Source organism: Virgibacillus sp. (assembly GCF_013393565.1).
Taxonomy (GTDB): domain Bacteria; phylum Bacillota; class Bacilli; order Bacillales; family Amphibacillaceae; genus Virgibacillus; species Virgibacillus dokdonensis.
Window position 1 is genome coordinate 1 of the sequence record NZ_JABXHF010000044.1, and the last position, 21588, is coordinate 21588.

At 35.7% G+C, this 21588-nt stretch carries 22 protein-coding genes; 20 read left to right on the plus strand and 2 right to left on the minus strand.

The window, feature by feature from the left end; genetic code table 11:
* Window positions 1-273 precede the first annotated feature (273 nt).
* From flgM to HLX49_RS10535, 13 genes are all read left to right on the plus strand, one after another.
* On the plus strand, window positions 274-537 hold the full coding sequence (gene flgM, locus HLX49_RS10475; RefSeq protein WP_077705360.1) for a flagellar biosynthesis anti-sigma factor FlgM: 264 nt from the start codon (window positions 274-276) through the stop codon (window positions 535-537).
* Window positions 538-562: 25 nt separating this feature from the next.
* Window positions 563-1054, plus strand: coding sequence for a flagellar protein FlgN (locus tag HLX49_RS10480; RefSeq protein ID WP_176087337.1), 492 nt, complete (start codon window positions 563-565; stop codon window positions 1052-1054).
* 14 nt (window positions 1055-1068) lie between these two features.
* Window positions 1069-2595 carry a flagellar hook-associated protein FlgK gene (gene flgK, locus HLX49_RS10485; protein ID WP_077705354.1) on the plus strand — a complete coding sequence of 509 codons (1527 nt, stop codon included), beginning with the start codon at window positions 1069-1071 and terminating at the stop codon, window positions 2593-2595.
* An 8-nt stretch (window positions 2596-2603) separates the two neighbouring features.
* Window positions 2604-3485, plus strand: coding sequence for a flagellar hook-associated protein FlgL (gene flgL, locus HLX49_RS10490; RefSeq protein ID WP_077705351.1), 882 nt, complete (start codon window positions 2604-2606; stop codon window positions 3483-3485).
* A 67-nt stretch (window positions 3486-3552) separates the two neighbouring features.
* Complete coding sequence (locus HLX49_RS10495) at window positions 3553-4125, plus strand: DUF6470 family protein (RefSeq protein WP_077705348.1); 573 nt, start codon at window positions 3553-3555, stop codon at window positions 4123-4125.
* 290 nt (window positions 4126-4415) lie between these two features.
* Window positions 4416-4865, plus strand: coding sequence for a flagellar assembly protein FliW (gene fliW, locus HLX49_RS10500; protein WP_077705345.1), 450 nt, complete (start codon window positions 4416-4418; stop codon window positions 4863-4865).
* Between the two features lie 2 nt (window positions 4866-4867).
* Window positions 4868-5089 (plus strand): carbon storage regulator CsrA, encoded by a 222-nt coding sequence (csrA, locus tag HLX49_RS10505; protein ID WP_077705343.1) that lies wholly within the window; start codon window positions 4868-4870, stop codon window positions 5087-5089.
* Window positions 5090-5223: 134 nt separating this feature from the next.
* A complete protein-coding gene (gene flaG, locus HLX49_RS10510; protein ID WP_101932396.1) occupies window positions 5224-5589 on the plus strand; it encodes a flagellar protein FlaG in 366 nt (121 codons plus the stop codon).
* Window positions 5590-5788: 199 nt separating this feature from the next.
* Window positions 5789-7252: a flagellar hook-associated protein 2 gene (locus HLX49_RS10515; protein ID WP_254843979.1), complete on the plus strand. Its 1464-nt coding sequence runs from the start codon at window positions 5789-5791 to the stop codon at window positions 7250-7252.
* A gap of 21 nt (window positions 7253-7273) precedes the next feature.
* Window positions 7274-7675, plus strand: coding sequence for a flagellar export chaperone FliS (fliS, locus tag HLX49_RS10520; protein ID WP_077705337.1), 402 nt, complete (start codon window positions 7274-7276; stop codon window positions 7673-7675).
* Window positions 7675-8028 (plus strand): flagellar protein FliT, encoded by a 354-nt coding sequence (gene fliT, locus HLX49_RS10525; RefSeq protein ID WP_077705334.1) that lies wholly within the window; start codon window positions 7675-7677, stop codon window positions 8026-8028. The genes fliS and fliT overlap by 1 nt, the downstream gene beginning before the upstream one ends.
* A gap of 322 nt (window positions 8029-8350) precedes the next feature.
* Window positions 8351-8908 (plus strand): ribosome hibernation-promoting factor, HPF/YfiA family, encoded by a 558-nt coding sequence (hpf, locus tag HLX49_RS10530; RefSeq protein ID WP_073007597.1) that lies wholly within the window; start codon window positions 8351-8353, stop codon window positions 8906-8908.
* A 386-nt stretch (window positions 8909-9294) separates the two neighbouring features.
* The gene (locus HLX49_RS10535) at window positions 9295-9444 is read left to right on the plus strand and encodes a hypothetical protein (RefSeq protein WP_162985847.1); all 150 of its coding nucleotides are present in this window, start codon (window positions 9295-9297) and stop codon (window positions 9442-9444) included.
* Window positions 9445-9703: 259 nt separating this feature from the next.
* Here HLX49_RS10535 and HLX49_RS10540 read toward each other — a convergent pair whose 3' ends face one another.
* Together HLX49_RS10540 and HLX49_RS10545 are read right to left on the minus strand one after the other, a co-directional pair.
* Entirely contained in the window at window positions 9704-10612 is a 909-nt protein-coding gene (locus HLX49_RS10540; protein WP_077705331.1) for a nucleoside hydrolase, read from the minus strand.
* Window positions 10613-10642: 30 nt separating this feature from the next.
* Complete coding sequence (locus HLX49_RS10545; protein ID WP_077705328.1) at window positions 10643-11851, minus strand: NupC/NupG family nucleoside CNT transporter; 1209 nt, start codon at window positions 11849-11851, stop codon at window positions 10643-10645.
* Between the two features lie 236 nt (window positions 11852-12087).
* On the opposite strand from HLX49_RS10545, the gene HLX49_RS10550 reads away from it, so the two are divergent.
* The 7 genes from HLX49_RS10550 to HLX49_RS10580 all read left to right on the plus strand — a co-directional run bounded on the left by HLX49_RS10550 (window position 12088) and on the right by HLX49_RS10580 (window position 21450).
* Window positions 12088-12846, plus strand: coding sequence for a helix-turn-helix domain-containing protein (locus HLX49_RS10550; protein ID WP_101932395.1), 759 nt, complete (start codon window positions 12088-12090; stop codon window positions 12844-12846).
* Window positions 12847-13379: 533 nt separating this feature from the next.
* On the plus strand, window positions 13380-15890 hold the full coding sequence (secA, locus tag HLX49_RS10555) for a preprotein translocase subunit SecA (RefSeq protein WP_077705323.1): 2511 nt from the start codon (window positions 13380-13382) through the stop codon (window positions 15888-15890).
* 74 nt (window positions 15891-15964) lie between these two features.
* A protein-coding gene (prfB, locus tag HLX49_RS10560) for a peptide chain release factor 2 (RefSeq protein WP_296361754.1) occupies window positions 15965-17066 on the plus strand; the annotation gives its coding sequence in 2 pieces (ribosomal slippage) (window positions 15965-16036 and window positions 16038-17066; 1101 coding nt in all).
* 172 nt (window positions 17067-17238) lie between these two features.
* On the plus strand, window positions 17239-17598 hold the full coding sequence (cccB, locus tag HLX49_RS10565) for a cytochrome c551 (RefSeq protein WP_077705320.1): 360 nt from the start codon (window positions 17239-17241) through the stop codon (window positions 17596-17598).
* 766 nt (window positions 17599-18364) lie between these two features.
* Window positions 18365-19051: a cell division ATP-binding protein FtsE gene (ftsE, locus tag HLX49_RS10570; RefSeq protein ID WP_101932392.1), complete on the plus strand. Its 687-nt coding sequence runs from the start codon at window positions 18365-18367 to the stop codon at window positions 19049-19051.
* Window positions 19041-19934, plus strand: a complete 894-nt coding sequence (ftsX, locus tag HLX49_RS10575) for a permease-like cell division protein FtsX (RefSeq protein ID WP_101932391.1) — start codon at window positions 19041-19043, stop codon at window positions 19932-19934. The genes ftsE and ftsX overlap by 11 nt, the downstream gene beginning before the upstream one ends.
* Window positions 19935-20040: 106 nt before the next feature.
* A complete protein-coding gene (locus HLX49_RS10580; protein WP_101932390.1) occupies window positions 20041-21450 on the plus strand; it encodes a murein hydrolase activator EnvC family protein in 1410 nt (469 codons plus the stop codon).
* The last annotated feature ends 138 nt before the right edge of the window (window positions 21451-21588 follow it).

Genomic DNA, 21588 nt, shown 5'->3' on the forward strand with positions numbered 1-21588 from the left:
GATGATTAATAAAATTGGAATGTGGTAGTAAGTATCCTATATCTATGTCGGAAAAAGGGTGTGGACAAATTCCTAATCAAGAAATATAACCGTCAAGCTGTCCTAGTCTAACTGGAGCAATGAAAGAAAACGCCCAAGATTGAAGATTCACGTTTTAATAACATAGATCAATCACTTGTAAATAATAGCTTTAATAATTGATGATGTAATCCGATAATAGAAGTAAGTTAACATATAATCATTGGAATTTGCTCTTAAAGAGGTGGAGTGGAAATGAAAATAAATGGGCCTAATCAATCTGACTTTAACCCATACCATAAACAACAACTGCCTAAACAAATGGAAGTTAAACAAACAATGAAAAAAGACCAATTAGAAATATCAAATGAAGCAAAACAGTTGCATGAGGACAATAGGGAAAATAAAACAAGAACTGCCAAAATAGATCGATTAAAAGAAATGATAGAATCTGGTGAATACAAAATGAACTATGATCAAACAGCACAGAAATTAATCGATTTCTTTACTGGAAAGTAATGAAGGGAAGGAAAGGAGGGTTTGCTTGAGCTTAAAAACTCTTATAGACATATTAGAAAAATTATTACATTTGCATGTAGAATTCGTCGATCTCTCAAAGACGAAAACAAACGTTGTAAAGAACGGCGATGTGGATACATTATCATCTATTATAGCTAGAGAGCGTAAACTGTCTAGAAAAATGGAGAAAGTAGAGAAAGAACGACAACAATATATGGCTACTTGGTTTGAGGTTAATCAGCCTCAGGAGCAAGAGCAAACTGTTACGACGCTTTTATCTCAAGTGGAATCTGAAAAAGACAAAGAGCAGTTAATCGAACTAACAACGGAGCTAATGAGGACAATGGCGCAGTTGAAACAACAAGAGCAATTGAACCGTATGTTAATTCAACAGTCTTTACAATTTGTTCACTTTTCTCTTGATCTAATGAATCCAACAATTGAATCAATGAATTATGGAACGGATAAGGAAAAACAAGTAAGATCTAAACAGTCTTTATTTGACTCAAAGGTTTAATAGGAGGCCGTAAGATGAGTAGTTTTCATGGATTAGAAATGGCAAAACGGGCGCTGTTTGCGCAACAATCAGCATTATATACAACGGGACATAATATTTCCAATGCGAATACAAAAGGCTATACGAGGCAACGGGTTAATTTTGAAACGACGACTGCTTACCCTGCTGCTTCAAGAAACCGTCCTGAAATACCTGGACAAATAGGCACAGGTGTTGAAGCTGGTTCTGTTCAACGCGTACGCGATAAATTTTTAGATTATCAATTTCGGTCTGAAAATAGTAGATCAGGTTTTTGGACTTCAAAATCAGAAGCTCTTAGTAGAATGGAAACAGTATTAAATGAGCCATCTGACAACGGATTAGCAAGTACAATGGAGAAATTCTGGAATTCACTGCAAGAATTGGCGGTTAATCCTGATAATTCAGGAGCTAGGTCCGTTGTTGCAAACCGTGGCATGGCAGTAGCAGAAACTTTTCAGCATTTATCTAAATCGTTATCTTCCCATCGATCAGACTTAAAAAATCAAATCGATACAACTGTGAAAGAAACGAATTCATTATTACGACAAATTGGCAGTTTGAACGAACAAATTAGTGAGCTTGAGCCACATGGTTATTTACCTAATGATCTATACGATCGTAGAGATAACCTCATTGATAAATTATCCAGTAAAATGAATATAAAAGTCACCTACTCTAAAAGCTCTGAAAGCTCGCCAAAGATAGCCGATGGAATAGCCTCCATTGAAGTTGTAGATAACACTGGTAATTCTTTTCAACCTAATGTCGTTTTAATAAACGGAACATCTGAGCAACAGCAGATTAATGAGTTTACTGTGGAGTATGGCTCTGATCCTTATGCATCAGTAACCGGAATAAGTGTAAATGGAGAAACAGTCAATATTCTTGAATCAAATGGAACCTTAGGAGGTCTCATTGATTCTTATGGTCATGATTTAGACGGTGATGGGGCAATTCAAGGCACTTACACGGATATGTTAACAAATTTAGATAAAATGGCAACCGAAATGGCTAAGGAATTTAATCGTGTACATAGAAGTGGAAAAGCTTTGGATGGAACGGACGGTATTGATTTCTTCGTCTTTAAAAACGGTAAGAGCGGTGCTGCTGGAATTACGGTAAACCAACTTATTATGGATGAGCCAGATAACATTGCTGCAAGTACAAATGAAACGGATGGAGAAGGAGCAAATGCCTTAGCGCTTTCTGAAGTATTTACGGATAAATCATTAGCTGGAAATCCGTTAGGCGAGAATACATCGATTAATAGTTTTTATGATTCGTTAATTGGAGAAATGGGTGTAGAAGCCGAAGAAGCTAAACGGATGACAGAAAATACAGGGATCTTAAAATCGCAAGTAGAAGAACAACGGATGTCAGTGAGCAGTGTCTCCTTAGATGAAGAAATGTCTAACATGATTAAATTTCAGCATGCTTATAACGCTGCTGCACGAAGTATGACAACCATTGATGAAATGCTAGACCGTGTCATTAATAATATGGGTCTTGTTGGGAGGTAGATGGTAGTATGAGAATTACGCAGAGTATGCTTTCAAATAACATGTTACGGAATTTGTCCAATAGCTATACGAAGTTGGATACGTATATGGAACAAGTAAGAACAGGGAAAAAAATAAATCGTCCTTCCGATAATCCAGTTGTAGCAATGAAGGGGATTAATTATCGTAGACAGGAAAATGAAGCGGAGCAGTATTTACGGAATACAGGCGAGGCACATAATTGGATGGATAACTCAGATGCAGCGCTTGATCAGGCCACAAAGGCAATGCAAAAGTTACGGGAATTAGCAGTTAAGGCAAGTAATGGAACGAATGATGATGAAGAATACAAGAGTATAAAAGAAGAAGCTAAACAATTGAAAGAGCATTTAATTAGTATAGCAGATACAAAAGTGAATGGTAAATACATATTCAATGGGACGGATACGACCAATTCACCATTTGATCAAAATGGCGTTTTTTCACCTAATACGGATCCTGTTAATATTCCTATTGCTGCTGGTTTAGAATTACAAGCTAACGTGGACGGAGGAGCTGTATTCGGTAATGGTCTATTTGATACAGTCGATTCATTTATTCAAAAGCTTGATAATCATGACATGGATGGTATTGAAGAGGTCATTGGCGAAAGTATTGAGGAACTTGATACAGGAATTAATCAAATTATTGATACAAGAGCAGGCTTGGGTGCTCGCATGAATCGTTTGGAACTCGTGGAAAATAGACTGGGTGATCAGAAAATAATGGCTACAAAAATGATGTCCGATAATGAGGATATTAATTATAGTGAAGCCATTACTAATTTAATTACGCAGGAATTTTTACATCGCGCCGCATTATCAACGGGTTCTAGAATTATCCAGCCGACCCTTGTTGATTTCTTGAGATAATAACATAACCCTGTCCCTTTGTTAGGTGGCAGGGTTTCCGTTATGAATACGAAAGGAACGATGACGCATGAATATTCCTCAATTGAAAATGACATCCCAAATGGCTCAAATTGAACTGCAACAAACGAAACCAAAACAAACAATCCGGCAACCAAAAGCAGACATATCAATTCAACAGCCTAAGGCAGAAGTGAGTATGCGGACAACTCCTAGTAAGTTAACTATTGATCAAACAAAGGCATTTGCCGATGCGAATTTAATGTCTATTTTCCAAAGAAATGATCAATTTGCAAGAGAAGGGAAACAAGCCGTTTTAGAGGGAATAGAGAGACGCGCGCAGCAAGGAACAGAACTAATGAAGATTGAGCAAAAAGGAAATCCGCTAATATCTCAAGCAAAAATGAATGCATATACACCAATGAAACGGTTAGGAATAGCTTTTATCCCTTCTCCGTTTTCAGTGAAAATAGACTATAAACCAGCAGAACTTCATATAGATGTACAAGCAAAAAAGCCAAATATTGAGGTCCAAACAAATTCAGCTGAGCATCACTATGTACCTGGAGATGTATTGACAAGAATGAAGCAATACCAAGATTTGCAGATTGAAGTCGTTTATCCTGAAGATAAGGTGTTATAAGATTCGCACTTCAAGAATGGGAAGATAGAAGCTGAAGTCTAATTAGGAAATAACTTCACCTAAAGCCCTTTTTTGTAAAAAGGCTTTAGGTCATTGGGGGGAAGAAACCCCGACGAATTGAGATTCACTTAATAATGAGGTTTGTCTTTGCATACAGGATATTGTAAATTTGCTGTTGCAAGAGTAATATCCATACTACAACAAGCGTAACAGTACGGTCATCTAACTTAATTAAAACATCATGTTTTGCAATCTATTAGATCAGTTAAAGAAATGGAAGGAGTACAATTATGCTTATAATGACAAAATATTTTGGAGAGATGGATATTGATTTTGCTAGGGTTATTCATTTTCCAACTGGTGTATTAGGATTTCCTCAAGAAACAGAATTTGTTTTAATTGATTTTCCTAAGCCATCTGTATTCCAATTATTACAATCCATGAAAGAAAAAGAGATAGCATTTATTGTCATTAATCCCTACCATATGTATACAGATTATACATTTGAATTGGACGACAGTATTGTACAAGCATTAAAACTGGGAGACGAAACGGATATCGTTGTATTATCGATTGTCACTCTAAAGAAGCCTTTTAAGGATAGCACGATTAATTTGCAAGCTCCGATAATTATTAATGCAAACAACTGGTGTGGAAAGCAGTTTGTAATTAAGACGAACCAATACAACACGAGAGAGCCGATTACTGTAAACGATCCTTTAATGGCGAAGGGAGAATAAATATGCTTGTATTAACTCGTAAACGTAATGAGGCCATCCAAATCGGTGAAGATATTGAAATAAAAGTGCTTGGTATGGAAGGCGATCAAGTGAAAATCGGCATTAGTGCTCCTTCATCTGTAGATATCTATCGTAAAGAACTCTATTTAGATATCACTCATGAAAACAATAAAGCGGCAAATATTCCAAATGAAATAGTGAATCTTTTAAAAGATAATACATAGATAGTTTCATAACAAACCAGACGCTAAAATATTTTGTCGTATTGTTATAAGTTCTTCATTAATAGCATTTTTATTAAACAGATTAAATAATTGTACAGTTAATCCGATATAAAAATAAAAAGGTTGTGGAGCAAATGAATATGCGATTAGAGCGCATTGGGACCGGGTCACATCCTAAGTTACAAGAACAGAGTAACGATCGGCAAGCGGTTAAGAAGGAGACAACTAACAACGATCAAAGTCGAGCCGATGCTATTCGTCCGTCCATGGTCGTGACAAAAGATAAGCTGAAAACAGCTGTAGAAAAATGGAACGAATTTATTGAGCCGTTCCGAACAGATCTACGTTTTAAGTTTCATGAAAAGCTGAATGAATACTATGTGACAGTAGTCAATCCATTAACAGATGAAGTTATAAAAGAAATACCTCCGAAAAAAATGCTAGATATGTATGCAGATATGGCGGAATATATGGGTATATTAATCGATGAGAAAATATAAAACGTTTAAAGTGGCTTTTGTATATCGAGAGGGGAGATTTTATAGTCGAAGAAAAACGGTAATTTGCTCTCTTAAGTTTTAGAGAGTATAAAATTTTAGAATATAAGTAAAATGATGGCGTTTTTCCGCCATAAAAGATTTGCGGAAAGCAAAGTTTTTCTAAAACATTTGAATAATACGATGTAAAGGGGCGAGACAAATGGTCATGCGCGTTGGTGGCTTAGCAAGTGGTATGGATATTGAAGCAATGGTAGATAAGTTGATGAAGGCTGAACGTATACCATTAAATAAATTAGAGCAAGATCGTACGAAATTAGAATGGAAACGAGATGCTTTTCGAGAAATCAACAGCAAGCTAACAGAGCTAGATGATTTAATGTTTGAAATGAGGAAGAGTGTGGCTTATAACGCAAAAAACGTTAGTTCAACCAAAGAAGGTGCAGTAACAGCAACTGCAAATGCGGATGTTGCCAATGGTACATATCAAATTAGAGTGAATCAATTAGCCAGTACAGCGATTAATGTAAGCACAAATACTGTAAAATCAGATGTACAGCTAGTTGAAGGTGATGAAATAGCATTTAATACGATAAATGAAAAAGGTGAAGAAGTACCATATACGTATACTATTCAAAAAGGCGATACATTAACGGACGTATTAAAAAAAATATCTCGAGATGATAATAATGTACGTATGTTTTATGATGAACAAACGGAAAAAGTAATTATGGAAACGACAAGGACAGGAAATTACCGTGATGGTGCAGAAATTCAATTTGATAATAATTCATTTTTAGCTAACGTGCTTCACATGGATATGGATAAGGAATCAGGCGGTACTAATGCGAAGTTTGAATACAATAATAGCGGGTTAATCATGGAATCGAAAACAAATTCCTATAAGATAAATGGAATGACATTGGAATTTAAGCAAGAGACAGAGGGTAAAAATGTCAGCCTTACTGTAACAAATGATGTGGACGCTTCCTACGAGAGAATAATGGAATTTGTTGATAAGTATAATGAAGTCGTAGAAGCGCTAAATAAATCACAGCTAGAGGAGCGTCATCGTGATTACCCACCATTAACCGCTGAACAAAAAAAGGATATGTCGGAGAACGAAATTGAACTTTGGGAAAAAAGAGCTAAAAGTGGGCTTTTACGAGGAGACACGACAATTTCTAATGGCTTATTTAATCTGCGCTCTAGCTGGTACGAAAAGGTAGATACTGGCGGAGAATATACAACTTTGACACAGGTTGGAATTGAAACATCCAAAGACTATTTAGATGGCGGAAAGCTCATAGTTAACGAAAAAGAACTGAAAACAGCACTTCGGGAAAATCCTGCTGATGTACAAAATTTATTTACTAACAGTGACGAAGGAAATTCACGTGGACTAATCCAACGTTTAGAAGATTCTCTGGAAACAACAAAAGAGCAAATCAGTGAAAAAGCTGGTAGTATTTTAACACCTTCATTAGAAAGTTATACATTGGGGAAACGAATGAAAGATGTGGATGATCGGATGGAATCTCTTGAAGATCGAATTGCTCAGGCTGAAGCTCGTTACTGGAACCAATTCACAGCAATGGAAAAAGCAATTTCAAGAATGAATCAACAGTCAGCGCAATTAATGTCCCAATTCGGTGGTGGCATGTAAGGATGGGAGTGAGTGAGCAATATGTCTTTTTATAAGCAACATCAGGTTTACCAAAATAACGCAGTAAATACAGCGTCACCTTCAGAGTTAACGTTGATGCTTTATAATGGTTGTATAAAATTTATTAAACAAGCGATGAAGGATATAGATGGAGATCAGTTTGAAGCTAAAAATAAAAATATCCAAAAGGCGCAAAATATCATTCTTGAGTTGATGGTTACGTTAGATATGGAAGTTGATATTTCCAGTCAGTTTATGTCACTTTATGAATATATGCATCACCGCCTAACAGAGGCGAACACACAAAATGATAGAGCGGCATTGGAAGAAGTTCTTAGCTTTGTTATCGAGTTTCGTGATACATGGAAGCAAGTAATTTTACAAACTAGAAAAAAACAATATTCTAAAGGTGCTCAAGTGTGATGAATCGGTTAACTTCCTTCTATGATACTACCCAACATTTACATGATCTTCTTCAACAGGAAATAGACCCAAAGGAACGCGAATCGATCATCTCAAAAGTAAATGACTTGATTGAAGAACGTGGTGAACAAATGAAATCACTAAAACCGCCTTTTTCAGAGGAAGAAAAAGCTACAGCAAAAAAAATTATGCAATTAAATAAGTTAATTGAACAAGAAATGCTGTTGCTGTTTGATAATTTGAAAGTAGAATTGCGCCAAATGAAAAAACAAAAACAATCCAACCGAAAGTATATTCATCCATATGAAACGATACAATCACGGGATGGAATCTATTTAGATCGGAAAAAATAAATGCAGTGTAACTTTATGCAATGGGATTTTTTTCATTTTCTACTACTTGATTAAGGATTACAAAGTTATTAAATAGGTCGGGGTAAAAAAGGTGCTTCTTCCTCCCTTTTATTTACCCCGATGTTAAGAAAAAAATTTACCAAACATTTTACGAACTCGCGTTCTATGTTAACTTGTTTTTTATTGTAAATTATCTAAACCTAGTTGTATCAAGGTTTAAACGATTTAATGTAACAATTCCTTTACATTTTAATAGTTTTTACAGGAAATTTAAAGGGAAACGTTGTATAATGAAAGTAGCAGGAGAAAGGAGGACACTGATATGAATTTTAACATACGTGGTGAAAATCTTGAGGTAACAGGAGCTATACGTGATTACGTGGAGAAGAAGATAGGTAAGTTAGAAAGGTATTTTGATGCTCCACTAGCTTCTGATGTACATGTGAATTTAAGTGTCTATAATGATGAACAAAGGATTGAAGTGACGATCCCGATGACTAATTTATTATTGCGCGGTGAGGTACAACATGTTGATCTTTACGCTGCTATTGACTTAGTTGTCGATAAACTTGAGAGGCAAATTAGAAAACATAAAACAAAAGTAAATAGAAAGTTTAGACAAAAAGGATCTCCTAAGCATGTTTTTGCAGAATTAGAAAAAGACGCTTTAAATGGAGAACAAGAAGAAGAGTCTTCTGATATAGAAATTGTGCGAACAAAACGATTCGACCTTAAACCAATGGATTCTGAAGAAGCGGTACTACAAATGGATATGCTCGGTCATTCTTTCTACGTTTTTGAAAACGCTGTAAATGGTGAAACAAATGTTGTTTACCGAAGAAAAGATGGAAAGTACGGGTTAATTGAACCAAACGCATAAAAAATTTTATAAAAAGTACAAGCCAGTTGTTTTATGACAGCTGGCTTTTACTTTTTTAGTTAAAATAATGTAGTACCACATTGTACATGCAGCTGGTTTGGCTATCACAATTCTATGATTCTAGTTGGTATGTTTTTCTGCCGTAGTTAATAAGAAAGGTGTTACGAACAGACTAAAAATATTGTCGAAAATTGATGTCCATTATGCTAAATTTAAATAATGTCTGTAAAAATGTTATGAAATGTGGTATAAATCCACTCATTAACTAGGTATTTTATCCTAAAATTGCAGAATTATGTCGTTTGTAAGCCTAAAAACTAATTTTGGCTGTTCGCTTCATGAAGGCTTTTTGTGATATAAAATATGTAAGGGTAGGAGGTGAGCCATTGGATTGTGACAAAAGCCTTTATCTAAAGCATATTACTCAAAAAATAGAGCAACATGAGAGAACGATTAGCCAACTTGTGGAAATTGTAGCAGTTTTAAATCGACAATTAGCTACATACAAGGAGGGAGTGATGGAACGAAAGCGATAAATTTCTCCGTGAAAATTTCCTCGCAATAAGTGATCTCCCAAAACCCCCAATTATCCTCTCTGAAAAGAGTGGTTCATCCTCGAACCACTCTTTTGTATGGCTTGAGCTACATATTAATAGCATTTAGAATAAGCTCTTATTTAAAAAATGAAGCTTACTCTAAAGCAAAGTAGTAGCGTATGCTTGCATATTTCCTTACTCTTTTTCAAGACAGTGACGTTCTAGTTACTTCATGTTTTCATTTATTTTGGCTATATATTTATTCATCTAATAGTCGACGTAATAAAATATTATTAAATCGTCGGCTATCCACATCTAGACAAATTTCTACATTACCACTTTTGTCTGGTATGGCAATTGTTGTTCCAGTCATTTGGCGATGATCGTACTCAACATGAACTTTCGCTTTTTCTGTTTTGACAATATCTCTATTAATGGCAATAGAAACGGTTAACGGGTCGTGCATTTTAGTTATATCTTCCTTAATAAAAGCAAACCAACGATCCAGTTGATTAACAAGTGCTAAATTAAGAGGTGTTTTCGAATTTTCTAGTTGGTCTCTATGAAACTTTGTGAAAGTCACTTTATATGTTACATCTAATCCGACCATACAAATAGGCGCTTTACTACTGAATACAATGGATGCAGCTTCTGGATCGCACCTAATATTGTGCTCATTTATTGGGAGAGTTAGAGAATTGTCGCCAAGCCTAGTAACACCTCCCATTATAATTATTTCTTTTACGTTTTTTACGATGCTTGGTTCACGAATAATAGCAGTGGCAATATTTGTTAACGGACCAATTGCTATAAGTGTTATTTCTCCAGGGTTTTTCATTATTGTTTGAATAATAAAATCGACTGCATGGCCACTGTCGTATTCAATGTGCTCATCTTCAGTCAGAATACCCTCTCCTTCGTGACCAGCCATCCAAATATCACGATTAAACAGTAATGATTGGCTAACACCTGCAAATACTTTAATATTTTTTTGGTTTCCTAGTTGCAATAATTTTTTTGTAATTCTAGCTCTAAGCTCCGCATTGCCATACACTGTTGTAATTCCTTCGATTATTATTTCTTTTGACTTCATAGCAAGTGCTAAAGCCATTGCATCATCAATGTCACTCCCAATATCTGTATCAATAATTAATCTGTTTTGCATCATTTTCTCCTTTTTTGTTAATAAAATTAAATTTTATACAATAAACATCCCAGCAATGGCTGCATTTGATAAATTAGCTAATGTTGCGGCAGCTAATGCACGGACTCCAAGTTGTGAAATTTCAGTTCTTCGGTTTGGAGCTATTCCACCTAAACCACCGATAGCGCCCGCAATACCAGCTATATTTGCAAATCCGCATAGTGCAAAGCTAATGATAGCAACGGATTTATCTGAAAAACTACTCATTTCCGTTGAAAATTCTGTGAAAGCAACAAATTCATTCACAGTAAACTTAATAGCAATAAAATAACCACCACCAATAATTTCATCAAATGGTATACCTATGATGAAAGCTATTGGCGAAAACAAATATCCAAATAGAAATTCTAAAGATAAATCTTGGATGCCTAATAAGTTACCAATAGGGTCAATTAAAATATTTACTAAAGCTATTAAAGATGTAAAAGCTATTAGCATGGCTGCAATAGTTAAGGCGAGCTTCATACCGTCACTTGCTCCAGTAGCAGCGGCATCAAAAACATTTTTAGTGGTAATTTCAGTTGTAACATTAGCCTTTTTGTCTGCTTTATTTTTAGTTTCAGGAACGATGATTTTGGCAAATAGTAATCCGGAAGGTGCTGCCATAAGTGCAGCTGTGAGCAAATAGTCCACTGGTATTCCTAGTGCCGCATATCCAGCAAATACAGATCCAGCTACAGTAGCCATTCCACAAACCATAACGGCAAATAGTTCCGACTTTGTTAAGCTCTTAACATAAGGTTTAATTACAAGAGCTGATTCATACGGACCTAAAAATATATTTGATGCAGAGGCTGTTGATTCAAGTTTACTAGTTTTCAGTATCTTCATTAATGCACCACCAATTAATTTAATAAATCCTTGCATCACTTTTAAGTGGTATAAGACAGATACCAAAGAAGAAAAGAAAATAATTACTGGAAGTACTTGAATGGCAAAGACAAATCCATTATCTGGTAGAAGGTCTCCAAATAAAAAGTCTATTCCTGATTGGGAAGATCCTATAATCTTTTCAACAAAATCAGCCATCTTTGTTAGAATTTTTTGTCCCCAATCCCATTTTAAAACGACGAAGCCGAAAAGAATTTGAAGAGCGAAGGCGCTTATTACAGTGCGATAATTAATTGCTTTTTTATCCATAGATATTGACCATGCAAGTAAACCGAGTACTGCAATTCCAGCAAGTCCCCATAAAACATTCATAGTGACACTCCTTTCCTAGTTCATTTTTTCCATAATGTCACCAAATCTCGACAAAAACATTGCTTTTCAAAAAGCTCTTGATAGAAGCTAAATAGTTGGTTACTATAGTAACGCTTTCATTATATTATTTGGCTATAGCATGTTATAATGCTAGCAAATAAAATGATAAATATTTATAATTATTCGGTTGCATTATTATATAATTCGGTTAAGTATACTATACGAGGAGTGGTCGATTGGATACATTGGATTTTTTGTTTTTTTCTAAACGTAAAAAGGGACAATATATACCTAGTCATAACCATAATTGTTGTGAGTTAGTCTATTATTTTGCAAGTGGTAAAACAGAAATCGATTCAACGGAGTATACTTTTTATGAGAATAATTTTGCCCTTATTTCTCCTAATACCAATCATGATGAAATACATTTTGTTGATGCTGACGTACTGTATATTGGTTTTTATACCGAAAACGAGATAATACTAGAAAAGAATGGTGTATTTCAAGACAGCAGGGATTGGGTTATTAGAGATTGTTTAGTTAAGATGAGAGAGGAGTTTGTACAAAAACAAAGTGGATTTTCAAAAATGCTTCATTTATTAGTAGGAAAGCTCGTTATCCATTTACAGAGGTTAATTGGTAAAACTAAAAAGTATATGGATCATACAGATGATAGAATGCAGTATGTTCGTAATTATATGGAAGAATATTTTCAGCAAAAGCTGACCAATGAAATTTTAGCCAATATTGCTGGATATAGTTATGATCATTTTCGACATTTATTTAAAGAAAAATTTAGCATGACGCCACAGCGATATTTGTATTTAAAAAGAATGGAATTTGCAAAAGCATGCCTTATTCATGATCCATCGAAGTTAATTTCCGATATAGCTTTGGAGGCAGGATTCTCTAATGACTCCCAATTTTGCAGTATGTTTAAACGAGAAACTGGTATGACCCCTAAAATGTATCGTGAAGAACAAAATAAAGTGTAGTTAATACCAATTGTTTCAATACTTCATAACAGAGAAACACCAAGTGCCATTTTTAGATTGGCTTTTTTAACACTATAGGAAAAACTACGACTTCCGCTATAAGACTTGGCGACAAGCTAAATTTTTCTAAGAGAGGGGCGAAACAGTTCTGAACGTTTAAGCATAAATGAAACTGGTAAAAATTGAAGTGCTAAAATAATGAAAATACATATTTACGGCCTCTGACATGGATGTATATCTTCCATTGGTTGAGAAATTAAAAAGCATATGTCCGTCTAACCTGTTCTTTTTTCATTTATGTGTGTACAAGTTTTAGGATGTAATCACTTTGTTTAGAAAGACATTGCTAGGTGTGATTTCATGCTACAAGTTGTCATCTATCTTTAGAAAGTGTTATGATAAATAATGGATTAAAATATTAAAACTAGTATTAACAATACACATCTCCAATTATCCAATAAGTATGCTACATGTTAAGATATAGGGGATTCAAGAAATTTGTTATTTTTGATAAATATTGAGGTGCTGCGTAAATGGCAAGTATTTTACAGAAAATTTTTGGTGATGGAACGCAACGACAATTGAAAAAACTTCAAAAGACTGTCGATCAAATTGAAGCGTTAGAACCGGAAATGGAAAAATTATCTGATGAGCAATTGCAACAAAAAACAGAAGAATTTAAAACAAGATATCAAAACGGAGAAACGCTAGACGAATTGCTAGTAGAAGCATATGCAGTTGTGCGAGAGGCTGCAAAACGCGTTTTAGGTATGCGTCCGTTTCAAACCCAGTTAATGGGAGCAATCGCCTTACATGAAGGAAATATTGCAGAAATGAAAACAGGGGAAGGTAAAACATTAGCTTCCACGATGCCTGCATATTTAAATGCCATAGCTGGAAAAGGTGTCCATATAATTACAGTAAACGATTATTTAGCAAGTCGTGACGCAAAAGAGATGGGTGAACTTTATGAATTCCTCGGTTTAACAGTTGGACTTAACGGAAATGGACTTACAAAAGAGCAAAAACGAGAGGCTTATAACCAAGATATTACGTACGGTACGAACAACGAATATGGATTCGATTACTTACGTGATAACATGGTTTTGTATAAAGAGCAGATGGTACAACGTCCGTTGAATTATGCAATTATTGACGAGGTGGACTCTATTTTAATTGATGAAGCAAGAACGCCATTAATTATATCAGGCTCTGCTAAAAAATCCGCAAGTTTATATCAACAGGCAAATGCATTTGTTTCAACATTGGCAAAAGATGACTATTCTTACGATGAAAAAACGAAAGGCGTTCAGTTGACAGAAGAAGGGATTAATAAAGCAGAACGTTATTTCTCTATTGATAATTTATTCGACTTGAATCATGTTTCGTTAACACATCATATTAACCAAGCTTTAAAAGCACATATCTCCATGCACCGTGACGATGATTACGTTGTAGAAGATGGGGAAGTCGTTATTGTCGACCAATTTACTGGTCGTCTCATGAAAGGTCGTCGCTATAGTGATGGGTTACATCAAGCAATAGAAGCAAAAGAAGGTTTACAAATCCAAAATGAAAGTATGACATTGGCATCGATTACGTTTCAAAACTTTTTCCGTATGTACAATAAACTTGCTGGAATGACAGGTACAGCTAAGACGGAAGAAGAAGAGTTTAGAAATATATACAATATGGATGTTATTGCCATCCCGACAAACAAGCCCATTATTCGAGATGATAAGCCTGATTTAATTTATAAGACAATGGAAGGAAAATTTCGTGCTGTCGTTGAAGATATTAAAGAACGCCACCAAAAAGGCCAACCCGTTCTCGTCGGTACGGTTGCCGTCGAAACTTCTGAACTCATTTCAAAGATGCTAAAAAAAGCAGGCATTAAGCATGAAGTGTTGAATGCAAAGAATCACTTTCGTGAAGCGGAAATCATCGAAAATGCTGGGCAGCGTGGTGCCGTTACAATTGCAACTAACATGGCTGGTCGAGGAACAGATATTAAATTAGGCGAAGGTGTTGTGGGATTAGGTGGACTTGCTGTTATAGGAACGGAACGTCATGAATCTAGGCGTATTGATAATCAGCTACGTGGACGTTCTGGACGTCAAGGAGATCCAGGTGTATCGCAATTTTACCTTTCCATGGAAGATGAATTGATGCGTCGATTTGGGTCTGATAATCTCCGTGCCATGATGGAGCGTTTAGGAATGGAAGATTCGCAACCAATTGAAAGTAAAATGGTTTCCCGTGCAGTAGAATCAGCACAAAAACGAGTGGAAGGAAATAACTTTGATGCGCGTAAGACGGTTCTTTCCTATGACGATGTTTTACGTGAACAACGTGAAATTATTTATAAACAGCGTTTTGAAGTGATTGATGCAGAGGGCAATTTACGCGAAATTATTGAAAATATGATTTTGTCTGCATTGGAACGTGTTGTTACAACACATACCCAAGACGATGATGAAGATAAGTGGGATTATAAAGCAATTGTAGATTATGTAACAGGTAACTTGCTTGAACCTCATGACATCTCTGAAGATGATCTTAAAGGAAAAGATCAAGAAGAAATAACCGAATGGATCATGGAAAAAGTAAAAGCACGTTATGACGAAAAAGAACAAGAATTAACAGAAGAACAAATGCGAGAGTTTGAAAAAGTGATTCTCCTTCGTACTGTCGATACAAAATGGATGGACCATATTGATCAAATGGACCAGTTACGCCAGGGAATTCATTTACGTGCATATGGCCAAAACGATCCACTTCGGGAATATCAACTAGAGGGCTTCGCTATGTTTGAGTCAATGATTCAAAGTATTGAAGAGGAAGTAGCGAAGTATATCATGAAAGCTCAAATTCGTGATAACCTTCAACGCCAGGAAGTTGTGAAAAATACGCAAGCTGTTTCTGGCGGTCAAGAAGAAAAGAAAAAAACACGTAAACCATTTGTCAAACAGAACAATGTAGGTCGAAATGATCCATGCCCATGTGGTAGTGGGAAAAAATATAAAAATTGCCATGGGAAATAAAAAGGAAGAAGCACTCCAAAAACGGAGTGCTTTCCTGACGCTTTGGCAACAATAATTACATAGAGGTGATTGAATTGGAACTAGTAGATATTAGAAACGATTTAGATAAGATGAATGGCCGCATCAACGATTTTAGGGGGTCTCTTTGACTTAGAGGCAAAGACAGAACGTATTCAAGAATTAGAGCTACAAATGACTGCTCCTGAATTTTGGGATGAACAAGAAAAAGCTCAAGGCGTCATCAATGAAATGAACCATTTAAAAACATATGTCAATAGTTTTTCTCAGCTTGAGCAACAGCTTGATAATTTAGAAGTTTCTTATGAACTTGTAAAAGAAGAGAATGATCAAGAGTTATTAGAAGAATTAATTCAGCAATTAACTTCTTTACGACAACAATTCAATGATTTTGAATTACAAATTCTTTTGAGCGAACCATATGATGCCAATAATGCTATCTTGGAATTACACCCTGGTGCAGGTGGCACGGAATCTCAAGACTGGGGAAGCATGCTGTTACGAATGTATCAGCGCTGGTCAGAGAGAAAGAAATTTCAAGTCGAGACGTTAAATTATTTACCAGGTGATGAAGCAGGGATTAAAAGTGTTACATTGCTCATTAAAGGACATAATGCTTATGGTTATTTAAAAGCAGAAAAAGGCGTACATCGCCTTGTACGCATATCACCGTTTGATTCATCTGGCAGAAGACATACGTCGTTTGTTTCGTGTGAAGTGACGCCAGAAATGACGGATGATGTAGATATCGAAGTAAAGTCTGAGGATATAAAAATCGATACGTACCGTGCTAGCGGTGCAGGTGGCCAACATGTAAATACAACGGATTCTGCTGTGCGTATTACCCACGTACCGACAAACATTATTGTGACTTGTCAAAATGAACGGTCGCAAATTAAAAACCGGGAAGCAGCTATGAAAATGTTAAAGTCAAAATTATATCAACTTGAAATTGAAAAACAAAAGCAGGAATTAGCTGAGATTCGTGGTGACCAAATGGAAATTGGTTGGGGAAGTCAAATTCGTTCTTACGTCTTTCATCCATATTCTATGGTGAAAGATCATCGCACAAATGTAGAAGTTGGTAATACGCAAGCCGTTATGGATGGAGAAATTGATTCGTTTATTGATGCTTATCTAAGACAACAGGTGAATTAAACCAATAATAATTTTTCATAAATTCGTCATAATTGGCTGTGTAAGTTGACCTATCAACCTTTAGCGCCTTTTTTGTAGTAATATTTGGAAACAGAAAGAGTTTTAAAACAGTAGTCATTGGTTATAATAGAATTGATGTATGATTAATAACATAGTTAGGGGGATTAGAATCATGAAAAAATGGTTATTAGCAATGCTGTTTGGCACTGTATTAGTGCTGGGCGCATGTGGGGGCGGCGATGATGAAAATGCTTCCGAAGAACCAGCTGATAAGGACGATGCAAAAACAGAGGAAAATAGCGGTAGTGTAGATGCTACTGCTGCTGAAGAAGTCTACCAGGATAATTGTTTAAGCTGCCACGGTGCAGACTTATCTGGCGGCAATGCCCCTGCTTTGACAGATGTAGGATCAAAGTATTCCTCAGATGAAATTGCAGACATTATTAAAAATGGAAAAGGAAGTATGCCTGCAGGAATGGCTAAAGGCGATGATGTTCAATTGCTTGCTGATTGGTTAGCAGAAAAGAAATAATGAGAATTAAAACAAAGCTTACTTGACAAAATAACAAGTAAGCTTTTTATGTTCCACTATAGATAACTATAGTATTTTTGGGTTTATTGTATAAGAAAAACAAAGGCTTTCACCAAAATGAAAAGTCGCTGAAGTTCACAATTATCCACGACGAGTTGCTACACCTTAAAACAAGAAAAAACAGTAGCCTTTTACAATTGCTACTGTTTTTTCTTGTTTGGCCTGTTATAAAGAATTACTAATTTTTGCGTTTATATAAGTGAAGTTACTTAAACAAGTCTTTAAATCTTCCAAATATGTGAAGAGCTCTCCTTCCAGGCAATTGCTTCTTTCCATTTACGACATATTCGAGATTGGTAATTATATCTACTCCTATAAATAGTCCAATAGTCTCTTGATTTTCTATAATATGACAATTTGTTTCACATTAACCTCACTTTGAAATACAAATGTAATAATTTTGTGTCTAAAAATTGTGCGGAAAGATGTTATAATTATGTAGACACACTCCTCACAACATCTATGAGTGGTTATCTTAACTCGATTTTTAAACGTGCTTGAGTCACTATCTTCAAAAGTGGGTTGTGCGCAAAAAGGGGGAGTGAGAAAGACCCACGCTTAAATATCCGAATTGGTTAGAAACCTTCAGTTATGCTACTTATGTGATACTATTGTCTCATAATGATAAAAGGTTCCTTTACTGTTTGAAGATGTGCAATATGCGTAACGTGGCACACTACAATTAAAAAATAAAGGTGATTAATGAATGATACAAATGAAAGATGTATATAAAACGTATGATAATGGTGTTTCGGCACTAAATGGAATAAATATAAATATTGACCGTGGTGAATTTGTATACATAGTTGGTCCGAGTGGTGCAGGTAAGTCCACATTTATCCGGCTAATTTTCCGAGAAGTAAAGCCAACAAAAGGAACGGTTTATGTAAATGAAATGAATGTTAATGAATTAAAAGAAAAGAAAGTGCCCTTACTTCGGAGAAATGTTGGGGTCGTTTATCAGGATTTTAAATTGTTGTCTAAACTGACAGTCTATGAAAACGTAGCTTTTGCGATGGAAGTAATCGAGTCCCATCCCTCACTAATTCGAACACGTGTAATGGAAGTACTAGATTTAGTCGGCTTGAAAAACAAAGCTAGATTTCTCCCTCATGAATTATCAGGAGGTGAGCAACAACGTGTATCGATTGCACGAGCTATTGTGAACTATCCTAAAATTGTTATTGCTGATGAACCAACAGGTAACTTAGACCCAGATACTTCATGGGGAATTATGAAAGTATTGCAGGAAATCAATGACCGTGGAACAACAGTCATTATGGCTACACATAGTAAAGAGATTGTTAATACTTTTAAAAACCGTGTTGTTGCAATTGAGGACGGATTAATTGTTAGAGATGAACATCGAGGTGAATACGGCTATGAAGGTTAGAATACTTATGCGACATATACGTGAAGGATTTAAAAACATCCGGCGTAATGGCTGGATGACAATGGCCTCGATTGCAGCTGTGACAACGACATTGATTTTAGTTGCTGCTTTTTTAGCTTTAATGCTGAACTTAAACGAAATGGCAGATAACATAGAAAGAGATGTCCAACTTGATGTCATGATTGAACAAACTGCATCACAGGAAGATATTCAAGCTTTAGGAGAGTCCATCAATAAATTAGAAAACATCGATTCTGCTGTTTTTTCTTCCAAAGATGATGAATTAAATAAATTAATCAAAAGCATGGGAGAGGATGGACAAGCTTGGGAAATGTTTGAACAGGACAATCCATTGAACCATGTTTATATTGTGAAGGCAAAACAGCCTGAAGATACATCAGCTATAGCTGAAGAAATTAAACAGATGTCAGCTGTAGAAGATGTCGTTTATGGGCAAGAAGTTGTGGAAAAGTTATTTGACTTTAACAAGTATGCAAGAACGATTGGATTAGTGTTAATAATTGGATTAGTATTTACGGCTATATTCTTAATCTCAAACACGATTAAAATCACAATTATGGCTAGAAGTAAAGAGATTGGCATTATGAAACTAGTTGGTGCGACCAATGGTTTTATTAGGTGGCCATTCTTCGTGGAAGGATTATTACTGGGTGTAATGGGTTCAATTATACCAATTATTATTGTGCTTACAGGGTATTATTACGTGGAAGATATCTTAAGTAAGCAAACGACGTATAATTTTATCGAACTTTTACCTTATACTCCTTTTGCTTTCCAGTTATCGGGAATTATTTTAGCAATTGGTGCAGCTATAGGTGTTTGGGGAAGTGTGATGAGTGTTAGGAAATTCCTAAAAGTCTAACGGAATAATTTTAATGTCAACATGAACATGCATATGCCAGAGATGTCCTTTGACATCTCTCTCTATGTAGAACATAACAAAAACAGAGGGAAAGGTGAACAAACCAATGAGAAAGTTTCCAGTCCTATTATCAACCATTGTTGCAGCTTCTACCATCACATTATCAACGACTTCCATATCTGCAGAATCGACGGCAGATTTAAATAAAAAAATTGATGCATTGCAACAACAACAAAAACAACTTGAAGAAAAACAAGGTAAGTTACAGCGTGACACAGATAAAACAGATAAAAAGATTAATAAAAACCTAGATAAACAAGGTTCTGTTGAAAAAGAAATTCATTCGATTGATACAGATCTACAAAAAACGTTAGAGCAAATAACAACGAAAGAAACAGAGATAAGTAACACCAATCAACAAATAAAGGAATTGGGAAAACAAATTCAAAAGCTCAAGAAAGAGATTACTATACTAAAAGAACGTATTGCTAAACGAGAAGGATTATTAAAGGATCGTCTGCGTAACATTCAGCAAAATGGTGGCTCTATGAAATACATAGAAGTTATTTTAGGATCGAAAAGTTTTGGTGATTTTATTAGTCGGTCATCTGCTGTAAACACGATTATGGATCAAGATAAATCGATTATGGAACAGCATGAAGCGGATAAAATAGCTGTGGAAAAAAATAAAGTAGACGTAGAAAATAAAAAGTCTGAAGTGGAAGAGCGAAAACAATCCTTGCAAGCTCAAAAACAGGATTTAGTTGCCTTGAAAGGACAGTTAGATAAACAATTGTCGAAAAAAGAAACACTAATGGCGAGCTTGGAAGAAGAACACAAAGAATTGGAAGCATACAAAGTAAGTGTAGAGGAAGAACAAGAAATTTTGGCACAACAGGCTGAAGCAGCGGAAAAAGCAAAACAGCTTGCTCAATCACAAAAGAGTGAATTAGAGCAGCTAGCTAAAGAAAAAGCAGAGCAACAAGCAAAACAAGAAGCGAAGCAATCTAAGTCCAATCATCCATCTTCTGCTAATAATAGCTCTGGCTCAAGTTCAAATTCAAGTGGTGGTTCAGCACCAGCGCCAGCACCTGAGCAAAATATGGGGGGAGATATGATGTATCCTATCTCTGCGCCAATCACCTCTCATTACGGCACTCGCTGGGGATCAATGCATCATGGTACAGATTTCGGTGCACCAATAGGTACGCCAGTTCGTTCGGCAGCATCTGGAGTTGTTATTATGACTAATTCTGCTTCTCAAGCTGGGATGTCAGGTTATGGAAATGTTATTTTAGTGTCACATAATATAAATGGACAATCTTATACAACCTTATATGCTCATTTAAATAGTATCGGAGTGAGTCAAGGTCAAACTGTAAGTGCTGGCCAAGTTATTGGTGCTAGTGGAAATACTGGCCAGTCTACAGGACCACATTTGCATTTTGAAGTTCATCGCGGTGGTTGGAATGGTTCTAAAAGTAATTCCATTGATCCAATGACAGTTTTAAATTAATTTTAATCCAAAAGGCATCAATCAATTTCTAATTCGATTGATGCCTTTTTTGCTGATAACATGTATAATGACATCATAAAGAGAAGCTGCAATGATTGGATGGTTTCACTCAGCCTCTTGGGATTTACCTATCCCACG

What these genes read in the sequence shown, in the direction of transcription:
- flgM (WP_077705360.1), top strand. Translation starts at nt 274, where the DNA reads ATGAAAATAAATGGGCCTAATCAATCTGACTTTAACCCATACCATAAA.
- flgK (WP_077705354.1), top strand. Translation starts at nt 1,069, where the DNA reads ATGAGTAGTTTTCATGGATTAGAAATGGCAAAACGGGCGCTGTTTGCG.
- flgL (WP_077705351.1), top strand. Translation starts at nt 2,604, where the DNA reads ATGAGAATTACGCAGAGTATGCTTTCAAATAACATGTTACGGAATTTG.
- HLX49_RS10495 (WP_077705348.1), top strand. Translation starts at nt 3,553, where the DNA reads ATGAATATTCCTCAATTGAAAATGACATCCCAAATGGCTCAAATTGAA.
- fliW (WP_077705345.1), top strand. Translation starts at nt 4,416, where the DNA reads ATGCTTATAATGACAAAATATTTTGGAGAGATGGATATTGATTTTGCT.
- csrA (WP_077705343.1), top strand. Translation starts at nt 4,868, where the DNA reads ATGCTTGTATTAACTCGTAAACGTAATGAGGCCATCCAAATCGGTGAA.
- flaG (WP_101932396.1), top strand. Translation starts at nt 5,224, where the DNA reads ATGAATATGCGATTAGAGCGCATTGGGACCGGGTCACATCCTAAGTTA.
- HLX49_RS10515 (WP_254843979.1), top strand. Translation starts at nt 5,789, where the DNA reads ATGGTCATGCGCGTTGGTGGCTTAGCAAGTGGTATGGATATTGAAGCA.
- fliS (WP_077705337.1), top strand. Translation starts at nt 7,274, where the DNA reads ATGTCTTTTTATAAGCAACATCAGGTTTACCAAAATAACGCAGTAAAT.
- fliT (WP_077705334.1), top strand. Translation starts at nt 7,675, where the DNA reads ATGAATCGGTTAACTTCCTTCTATGATACTACCCAACATTTACATGAT.
- hpf (WP_073007597.1), top strand. Translation starts at nt 8,351, where the DNA reads ATGAATTTTAACATACGTGGTGAAAATCTTGAGGTAACAGGAGCTATA.
- HLX49_RS10540 (WP_077705331.1), bottom strand. Translation starts at nt 10,612, where the DNA reads ATGATGCAAAACAGATTAATTATTGATACAGATATTGGGAGTGACATT.
- HLX49_RS10545 (WP_077705328.1), bottom strand. Translation starts at nt 11,851, where the DNA reads ATGAATGTTTTATGGGGACTTGCTGGAATTGCAGTACTCGGTTTACTT.
- secA (WP_077705323.1), top strand. Translation starts at nt 13,380, where the DNA reads ATGGCAAGTATTTTACAGAAAATTTTTGGTGATGGAACGCAACGACAA.
- cccB (WP_077705320.1), top strand. Translation starts at nt 17,239, where the DNA reads ATGAAAAAATGGTTATTAGCAATGCTGTTTGGCACTGTATTAGTGCTG.
- ftsE (WP_101932392.1), top strand. Translation starts at nt 18,365, where the DNA reads ATGATACAAATGAAAGATGTATATAAAACGTATGATAATGGTGTTTCG.
- ftsX (WP_101932391.1), top strand. Translation starts at nt 19,041, where the DNA reads ATGAAGGTTAGAATACTTATGCGACATATACGTGAAGGATTTAAAAAC.
- HLX49_RS10580 (WP_101932390.1), top strand. Translation starts at nt 20,041, where the DNA reads ATGAGAAAGTTTCCAGTCCTATTATCAACCATTGTTGCAGCTTCTACC.